Origin of the sequence: Bilophila sp. 4_1_30, from assembly GCF_000224655.1 — a bacterium.
Taxonomy (GTDB): domain Bacteria; phylum Desulfobacterota; class Desulfovibrionia; order Desulfovibrionales; family Desulfovibrionaceae; genus Bilophila; species Bilophila wadsworthia.
Map to the genome: position 1 here is coordinate 1 of NZ_JH114258.1, position 1219 is coordinate 1219.

Here is a 1219-nt window from a genome sequence, read left to right on the forward strand (position 1 = left end):
AGATATTGCGCAGGCTTTGTGAATGGAAAGGTGTGACAATTCTCGAAGTGGAATGCTGCCCGATCATGTACAGTATGCTGCTGGAGATACCGCCCAAGATGAGCGTGTCTGGATTTATGGGGTATCTGAAGGGTAAAAGCAGCCTGATGCTGTATAAACGATTTGGCGATCTGAAGTTCAAATACCGCAATCGTGAATTCTGGTGCCGGGGCTACTACGTGGATACGGTAGGCAAGAACAAAGAGAAGATTAGGGATTACATAAAGAAACAGCTGGAAGAGGATAAACTGGGTACGCAGCTTTGCCTTCCCTACCCGGGTAGCCCGTTTACGGGCCGCAAGTAACAGAAATGCCGACGCCAGATTCGCTATGCGCCTGTTAGGGCGCTGCTGGTAACAGAGCCTTACAGGCGCATATGAAGAACCACCGGCTAGGCCGGTGGGTTCCTTTTTGTTGTGCGTGCGGTATGCCCGACGTGGGGCATCGGCGGCTGGCGGAAAAAACTCCCCGCCCTTGGCCCTGATGAATGCCCGCCGTGGGGCATGGCGGCTGGAACGGCAGGCTGTCCATAGCCGATGCCGCGTAGGGGAATGGCGGCCTGCCCGTGCCGTCGGGCCTGCGTGGAACGGGGCGGGGATTTCGGAGCGGGAGCGGTCCTCCACGTGAAAAGGGCTCCGCTTCATTTGGCCGGGAACCGCGCTAGACCATAGGCCGCGCGCCGCCCGGCTGTCCTTGCTGTCCGCCCGGCTGCCCGTATGGTGTACGGCGTCCGCCCGGAGGATAGGGGCGCGCCCGTCCGAAGCCCGATGAGGCATCCGCGACATGCCTCGCGGCGGGGGCTGAGGCGGCCCGTGCTGCGGCCTTTCCGTCCTGCTTGGCCCGGAGGAGGGCGTACCGGTCGATCAGCCGGGCACTTACCCATGCGGCGCAGTCGGTGATTTTTTCAGGTTCGACGGTGAATTCAGACCCGCCGAGCACGATGCCGAAGCGCTCGCGCAACAGTTTTTCCACCGCTTCGGGCACGTTGCACATCCGGTCGAAATCGAAATACCGGGCGCAGGTGGCGCATACGCGGGGCTCCTCAGCCGGTTCTGCCTCATAAGGGTTATGCATGGCATCCTCCTTGGATTGTTAAGGAAGCGTGACGGGGACAAAAAAAGCCCCGGGACCGGGGCTTCCCGTGCTAGGGGCGGCGGAGGCGTTTTGCGCACTCCGGGCA

The 1219-nt window shown here is 60.9% G+C and carries 2 protein-coding genes; one reads left to right on the forward strand and one right to left on the reverse strand.

Translation table 11 applies throughout. The annotated features are described in order from the left end of the window. The coding region (tnpA, locus tag HMPREF0178_RS19980) for an IS200/IS605 family transposase (RefSeq protein ID WP_039959532.1) at positions 1 to 344 on the forward strand (344 nt) is incomplete at its 5' end. Between the two features lie 355 nt (positions 345 to 699). Here tnpA and HMPREF0178_RS19985 read toward each other — a convergent pair. Beyond that, positions 700 to 1113 carry a hypothetical protein gene (locus tag HMPREF0178_RS19985; RefSeq protein ID WP_009369353.1) on the reverse strand — a complete coding sequence of 138 codons (414 nt, stop codon included), beginning with the start codon at positions 1111 to 1113 and terminating at the stop codon, positions 700 to 702. Positions 1114 to 1219: the final 106 nt, after the last annotated feature.

Coding starts and splice junctions, on each gene's coding strand:
- HMPREF0178_RS19985 (WP_009369353.1), bottom strand. CDS start 1,113: ATGCATAACCCTTATGAGGCAGAACCGGCTGAGGAGCCCCGCGTATGC.